The organism is Spiroplasma sp. ChiS (assembly GCF_002968355.1).
Classification (GTDB): domain Bacteria; phylum Bacillota_I; class Bacilli_A; order Mycoplasmatales; family Mycoplasmataceae; genus Spiroplasma; species Spiroplasma citri.
Map to the genome: position 1 here is coordinate 1 of NZ_PUUH01000293.1, position 7165 is coordinate 7165.

The 7165-nt window shown below is 23.7% G+C and carries 8 protein-coding genes and 2 pseudogenes; all 10 read right to left on the bottom strand.

The window, feature by feature from the left end; translation table 4 throughout:
- Nucleotide 1 precedes the first annotated feature (1 nt).
- The 10 genes and pseudogenes from C6B38_RS07785 to C6B38_RS07825 all read right to left on the bottom strand — a co-directional run bounded on the left by C6B38_RS07785 (nucleotide 2) and on the right by C6B38_RS07825 (nucleotide 6957).
- Nucleotides 2-892 (bottom strand): plasmid recombination protein, encoded by an 891-nt coding sequence (locus C6B38_RS07785; protein ID WP_105299202.1) that lies wholly within the window; start codon nucleotides 890-892, stop codon nucleotides 2-4.
- 3 nt (nucleotides 893-895) lie between these two features.
- On the bottom strand, nucleotides 896-1285 hold the full coding sequence (locus C6B38_RS07790; protein WP_105299203.1) for a hypothetical protein: 390 nt from the start codon (nucleotides 1283-1285) through the stop codon (nucleotides 896-898).
- A gap of 17 nt (nucleotides 1286-1302) precedes the next feature.
- Nucleotides 1303-1581, bottom strand: a complete 279-nt coding sequence (locus tag C6B38_RS10385) for a hypothetical protein (RefSeq protein WP_105299204.1) — start codon at nucleotides 1579-1581, stop codon at nucleotides 1303-1305.
- Between the two features lie 329 nt (nucleotides 1582-1910).
- Complete coding sequence (locus C6B38_RS07800; protein WP_105299205.1) at nucleotides 1911-2408, bottom strand: DNA methyltransferase; 498 nt, start codon at nucleotides 2406-2408, stop codon at nucleotides 1911-1913.
- 37 nt (nucleotides 2409-2445) lie between these two features.
- Nucleotides 2446-2550 (bottom strand): annotated as a pseudogene (locus C6B38_RS12445) (DNA-methyltransferase); the annotation flags it as partial.
- A 100-nt stretch (nucleotides 2551-2650) separates the two neighbouring features.
- Nucleotides 2651-3604 (bottom strand): TraG/VirB4 family ATPase, encoded by a 954-nt coding sequence (locus C6B38_RS07805; RefSeq protein ID WP_308686807.1) that lies wholly within the window; start codon nucleotides 3602-3604, stop codon nucleotides 2651-2653.
- 100 nt (nucleotides 3605-3704) lie between these two features.
- Nucleotides 3705-5299 (bottom strand): annotated as a pseudogene (locus tag C6B38_RS07810) (spiroplasma phage ORF1-like family protein).
- Between the two features lie 11 nt (nucleotides 5300-5310).
- Complete coding sequence (locus C6B38_RS07815) at nucleotides 5311-5547, bottom strand: hypothetical protein (RefSeq protein ID WP_015967964.1); 237 nt, start codon at nucleotides 5545-5547, stop codon at nucleotides 5311-5313.
- A complete protein-coding gene (locus C6B38_RS07820) occupies nucleotides 5547-5951 on the bottom strand; it encodes a hypothetical protein (protein ID WP_105299207.1) in 405 nt (134 codons plus the stop codon). The genes C6B38_RS07815 and C6B38_RS07820 overlap by 1 nt, the downstream gene beginning before the upstream one ends.
- A complete protein-coding gene (locus tag C6B38_RS07825; RefSeq protein WP_105299208.1) occupies nucleotides 5944-6957 on the bottom strand; it encodes a hypothetical protein in 1014 nt (337 codons plus the stop codon). The genes C6B38_RS07820 and C6B38_RS07825 overlap by 8 nt, the downstream gene beginning before the upstream one ends.
- Nucleotides 6958-7165: the final 208 nt, after the last annotated feature.

The following is a 7165-nucleotide window of genomic DNA, read 5'->3' on the forward strand; positions in this document are numbered from 1 at the left end:
TCTAATTTATTTCGTTCAAATTCTTTAACTTCTCGAAAATTCATTGCATTATAACTACCTTTACCTCTAATTTATTTCGTTCAAATTCTTTAACTTCTCGAAAATTCATTGCATTATAACTACCTTTACCTCCAATTTCACCAGGCTCTATTTCATAACCTGCTTTTGTTAAATAATTAGCATGATAATTATTAAATTTTTGTAGTTGTTTTTTACCACCAAAAATACGATTATTACTAATTATGTATCTTTCTTCATTGAGCTTTTTTGAAAAAACTTTACTAATTGGAATAAAACCAAAATGAATATGGGGTGTTGTCTCGTCCATATGAACTGTTGAATACAAATACCCCATATCTGTTTTAAGATTATTTTTCATTCATTGTTTCATAAAATTTATTTCAATATTAACTCATTCATTTAATTTATAATAATTTATACTTTCAGGAATTAATTGTCCCATTTTACGCGTATCTGTTTTTTTATCTCATACTTGAATATCTGTAAATTGACATATTCCCATTTTTTCAAATCATTCTTGTCTTGTTGCTGGCAAAACAATTTCTATATAAGTATTATGTTTATTACAAAAATCTTTAAAAGTTGATTTTTGTGCTTCACTATATTTTTGTTGTTGCTTATTTCAATCTTCTTCTATATTTTTTAATAATTCAAATCTTTTATTATTTGTTAAATCAAAACCTTTATCATTTATAATTTTTTCTTTTTTATCACTAACATAATAAAAATTATATTTTGTAAACTCAGGATTAACATTTTCAGGTACTTTAATTCTAAAATTATGTCGTATTAATTTGTCTACTGTACCACTTTTATATTTTTTAAAAGTTGCGATCGGTGGTGATGAATTAAATATATTTTCTTTTTCCATCTTTTATTCCTCCTTTTTTGGAAATTTATTACTATTAAAATATTTTAAATTTTCTTGGTATATTTGTTTTTGTTCTGCTTTTTTAATTAAAACTTGCTTATCCATTTCTAATAAAAAGGGGTGGATTTTTTCTAAACTAATCTCACCCTCAATTTTTCCATCTTTATTTTTAATATAAAAGTTTTGATTTTTAAAAATTGTAATAAAACAATAATCTTTGTTATATTGTAATTTAAAATATTTGCTATTTATATTAATACTTGCATAAGGATACAATAAATTTTTTATCCTTAACTCAATTCATTTATTACCTTTAATATAATAATAAGGTTTTGTTAAAATTAAATTATTTGTCATAACTTGATAACTTATATATTTTTCTGTTTCTTTCATTTTGATAGTTCCTTTCTCTATAAAATTATTTTTAATCTTTTTTTAATTTTTAATGTTATAAAATAAAAAATTGGTAAACATATTGTGTTTGTAATTAATATTCCGATAATTATTTGTTCTATACTTAAAACTCCAAGATTTAATCAAAAAAGAACAAAATCAATCAAAAGATAAATAATTATGTTTGCTAATAAAATAAGAATAATTTTAATACTATGATTTATTTTTATTCAATTAATTAGTTTAATTAAAACTGCTAATAAACCTGTCCCAATATTTCAACATAATGATCCCACAGTAAAACCTCACATAATGTTAAATGTGATAGAAAATGCCCTATAATTCCAATTAAGAAACACCAATATCAATTTAAAATAAATCCGCTTATAAAAATGGGGATTAAAAATAATGGAATTGATGTTCTTGGAATAATTTGGATTCGCATAGTTTGCGATAATACAACCATCATTGCAATTAAAACTGCGACATAATTTATGTTTTTGATTAATTGAAAGTTATTCATTTTTTAAAAATTTAATTTAAGTTGTATTTTCTTTAATCGTTTTTGTATCATTGTAAAATAATTATTATTTATTTCACACCCTAGTCATCTTCGGTTTAACTGTTAACAAGCATGCGCAGTTGTACCACCGCCCATAAAAGGAACGAAAATTAAATCATTTTCTTTGCTATATTTTTGAATTAAATCGTAAAATATATTTAGTGGTTTTTCTGTTGGGTGTTCTGTTATTTTATAAGCTGATCCTGTTGAATTTTTAAATATTGTTTTTTTATTTTCATAGTTATTTTGATAATTTGGAATTTGGTGTTTTTTAGAGTAAATAATCATACAATATTCTTTATCTTGCAAAATAAAATTATTAGTTGGCATTGGGTTTGTTTTTTCTCAAAAATAAAAATCAAAATTCATATTATTTTTATAAACTCAATCTAAATAATCTTTAATTTGTCATCTATTCATTCAAATTAACATAAATTTAGTTTTTGAAATTCGATAAAACTCATCTAAATAAGTATTTATATCAAATGAATTATGCAAATTATTATCATAAATAGCATTAATATATTTATTTATGCTTTTGGTTATATTGCTTTTTTTCATTTTTTTGTTCGTTTTCTCTTTTTGATAAATTATATAAATAGGGTGGATCAGTTAAAATTAAATCAACGCTATCATTTTCTAAACTTTTAATAAAAGTTAATGCGTCACCATTTATTAATTTTTCTAAATTTGTTTTTAACATTTTTATCCTCCTTTTTTATTTTTTGCTAAAAAAGCAAAAATTTAATAAAATTCTTCATAAAAATTAAAAAAAACAAGTAAATTGACTTGTTTTTTTTTAATTATCTTTTTTTCCAAAATCCTGCTTTTTCTTTTTTGTTTGCTTGAATTTCAATACGATATCTTTCAAATCCAGAAATGAAAAATAACCCTTGTCCCTTTACGCTGCGAGCAATATAATCTTGTTCTGTTGATGTTAATCCGCCATAACTTTTATATAAATTAATAACTTTTTTTAAATCGTTAGGTTTTAACCCCATAATAAAAGAATATTGACTATTATTAATAATTGCTGTTGTTTTCTTTAAAATTGTTTCATTTTCTACAAAATCAGCGATGTTTTGTGTTGCCACGACCAACGCACCATTATATTTCCGAATTCGCTTTGTCATTTGATACATAAAATTTAAGGCAACTGGATTATCTTTATCGATTGCTAAATGAGCCTCATCAACAATTATTACAATTTGATTATTATCTTTAAAACAATTTTCTTTTCCTTCTTTTTTAATAATATTTAGCATTAAAATTAATTGTGCTGCGTTTGTTTTTTTGTCATCTAAATCAAACAAATTATAAACATCATAAACAATAAAGTTGTTATTAAATTTTATTGTTGTGTGACCATTTCAAAGTGCTTGATATTTTCCATCATTTAAAAAATCAGTTGCTATTAAATCCATAAATTCTTTTAAAAGTTGATTTTTATTGTTTTTATATTCTTTTTCTAATAAATCATAAAAATCATTCATAATTGGAAAATCCTTATTATCAATTTTATTAATGTCAATATTATTTGTAATTTTAAATTGATGATATAATAATTTTAAATATTTTGTTAATAAATTAATTTCTCGCCCGTTAAAATCAGGATAAAGCGTTTTGAATCATTGTTCTAAAAATCGTAAATGATTTGATAGGGGCGATGAATTGATATTTTCTAATTCATCAATAAAGTTATTATCTAAAATTTGTAGGGGGTTTATTTTGCCTATCGAAGCATTTCCTGCATCAATTCAATTTCCATCATTTTATTTGCATAATTCTTGGTATTCTCTTTCGGGATCAATAACAATCACTTTCCGTCCCATTTGAATATGATAATTTATTATTTTTTTAACAAATATGTTTTTCCCATTCCTGAGTAATATGGGAAATGTTGTATTGTGAAATCAATTTAAAATTACAAGTAAAAGAACAAACCATAATATGTTTATTCTTGGTTACATAAGTGTTATTCTCTAAATCAAAAATCGTACGTAAATAATTAGTATAAAATTTCTGTGAAATCTTAAACATACTATTTAATAATTTATCAAATTGTAATTTATCGTTAATATTTTCACTCAACAAAATATTATTAAAATTTTGTAATTTCAACGCAAAAAAGTTAACTAAAACAGTATCATATTGTAAATTATCAATATATCCATTTTCAATAAACGAACTACGATTTTGAAACACTGGCACCAAAGCACTTGCAAAAAAAGACTGTAAAAACTTAGATAAATCAAACTGACAGCTAAACTGTTGATAATACTTTAAATCTTTACTATTTAATGATGAATAAATTGAACCATTAAAATTAAAAACTTCACCCATTCCCGTTCACATAAAACTAAAATTAAAACTTAAATCATCATTACTTAAATCATCATTATTAATATTATTTAACTCTAAACTACCAGAAATAATTAAATTTGCTTCATCAACAGTTAAAATCATCCGATAAATTGCTTTTTTAATATTTTTAACATCCAATTCATCAACCGTCTCAAAATCAAAAATTATCCGCTTTGTACCAACCTTATTCGGATTTTCATAATCCGCACTACCACCTTGCTGAACTCTAATATTTTCTTGCAAAACAGAATATAAAGATAAATCAATAAATTCTTTTACGCGAGTTTGTTGATAACTATTTCAATCAGTAATTTCACCGGTGTTTTTGTTAATGGTTGGTGTTTCGGGTTCACCATTACCATCTCAACGATAAGTATAATTTCAATATTTTATCTTAATTTCTTTAATTTTATTAAATTTTTTAATTATTCAATATTTATTTTCTTTTTCATCATATCTATAATCAATTCATATATATCATTTTTCATCGGATGATTGTTTTGCTTCTTGTCAAAAATCATCAATTAATTTTCAATTATATTGGTTCAACTTAACTCTTGGATAATGATTTTCTTTATAGCGGTCAACATTTTCCACAATTTCTTTCGATACATTAAACATCTTATATTTTACAGCAAAGGCATAAATAAAATCAGTTAAATCATTCAAAAAATTCTCTTTTTTAACATCATAAAATTTTTCAACCATAAACCGATTTTTTAAACTATGTCATTGTCGATAATAATTCAAAAATATTTCATTAGGTTTATCATAAACAACTCCGGTTAAATAACTATCTTGTAAAAAATCCAAATACCATTTATCATTAAATGATAATTTTTTTGATGTTTTTAAAGTTGGATTAATAAAGTAATTTGTTTCCGACCAATTTTCAAAAAAACTACTGCGTAAAAACATCGTATTAATAAAATCAGTTTCATTAATACCTTTATCAGTACTATTCTCTTGTTTAAGCGTATAATGCTCCTCATTTAACGGCCTAAATGCCGTTAAAGTAATAAATGTGGAATAACCAAACCCAAAAAACTTAAAATAAATATGGCAAATAAAGATAACGATTTTTTCATAAACTCAACTCCTAACTATACAATGTTTTTGAAACAATAAACCCAACAATATATAAACTCGATATTGTTAACATTAACGGATGACTAAACAAAACTGCCATTCTCCCAAATAATCAAATCAACCAAGTATCAGAATTATATAAATCCATAATAATATTTTTTGCTGATGTAAATTGATTAATAATAACAGTAATAAAACCAGTTCCAAATATCGCAATCGCCGCCACCAATAAAACTAATTTAATCATTACTTATGTACTCTCCTATATCCTTGTTCTCTTGTTTTTGCTTGTTTTGCTAAACTTGATAATTGTTTTTTATTACGATTAATTTTAAATTGTTTACGCTCTTTAATATGTTTTTGCATACCTTGTTTAGTATCAGAAACACCGCGTACAGTTGACAAATATACTTGCGAAACACCATTATTAACTGTCGAACCTAAATTATTATATTGTGTTGATGTCCCGTGAATTGCATAAATCGATAACTTAATAACCATAAAAAAGATTAAAAAATAAGCAATTGACGTATTTGTCATCGGTAATTTTGTATTTCAAATTACATCAAAAATAAACAAAAATATATCAAAAACAAAACTAAAAATCTTGTCTCAATTACTATTATTATTTTCAACTAATAAATTAATTATCTTTACTATTTCGTTTCTCTTTTTTAGGTTTTAAATTCTTTTTCAAAATATCAATATCAAATAACTTCAATCGTTCTTTAACGCTTAATTTTGTAATTTCTGACCAATAATATTCTTTTTTATTAACAATTTCATCATTCTTTAAATCACGCACAAACTTTAACCATTGACTATCATACTTATTAGCGAATTCAAGGGGAATAATTATTTTAAAAAACCGAATTCTTAACCCAACATCTGACTTATGTTTTGCTCTTTTACCTTCTGCTGTTCGTTCTACTGATTTTGTTTTTCAAATTTCATAATCCGTTATATCTTGGAAAATCCCAATTCGCATAATAAAGAAACGATTAAAAAAATTAAATCCTTTTTTAGCAACGGGTTTTTTCAATGAAATTGGAATAATAATCCCACTTGCTAACTGGCGAATATTGTTTCAAATCATACCTTCACGCTGAGCAGTAAACAACGCACGATTCCCAAAATGTCTCGCTAAAACAATTCACGGTATTTTACCACTATGAACTTTTTTCTCATCATGAGGACTAGTTCCGTCAATATATAAATAACTTTCATCAAATAAAATAACACTATCATCTGGGGGAACCGGTTTTGTTCTATCTGTAAAATCTAAATTTTTAAATGTTAAAACTTTAACTTTATCATCTTCTAACGGATAATTACTATAAATTTCATCTGTCAATAATTTCATAGTTTGCGATAAATAAGTTAAAAGTAATGTTTTACCGGTCCCTAACTTCCCAATAATTACCGATAACGGATTATCTCAAACAAAATTTACTAACCGAAAAGAATTTAACTGATAAAAAATATTTTTTCACAATCATCACACAAAATATACACATTGCAAGGCAAATAATATTCAAAATACTAAACCAACACAATACAAATAAATTATCCAAAGTAATAAATCAATTAAACTAAACAAAAGCATTGAACCACTAATATAACAATAGTTTTTAAAGAAAAATATAAATTTTTTCATTTTACCTCCAATAGTTATTTATAATTAAACTAGTATTATTATGGTTTTCTCTCCCCACAAATCAAAAAGAAATATTTTTTACAACATTATTTATATTAATAATTACTGCATTCGTAATGAAAATATATATTATATTCAAAAAAAAATTTTAAAATTTTGTGGGGAGAGAAAACCATAATAATAACAAAATTTAATTATTTAAAATAAC